We start from the raw sequence: 207 nt of genomic DNA, 5'->3' as shown, positions 1-207 counted from the left end.
CAATCGCAAAAAACTCTCGAATTCACGAGTGTTACTTGTGATGCTGATAATCTTGCGATCAGTCAGTCTTAACTCACAAGCACCCACACGAATTGCTTGATTCAGTTGTTAAAGAACGTTTGGCTGAGGCTTTCGCCTCAACCGAGGCGCGCATCTTACAGCACCCTCATTTGCTGTCAAGTTGTTTTTTGAAGAATTTTTCTTTCT

Origin of the sequence: Pseudomonas sp. PA15(2017) (assembly GCF_001945395.1) — a bacterium.
GTDB lineage: Bacteria > Pseudomonadota > Gammaproteobacteria > Pseudomonadales > Pseudomonadaceae > Aquipseudomonas.
Note: the sequence above shows the minus strand (reverse complement) of the source record.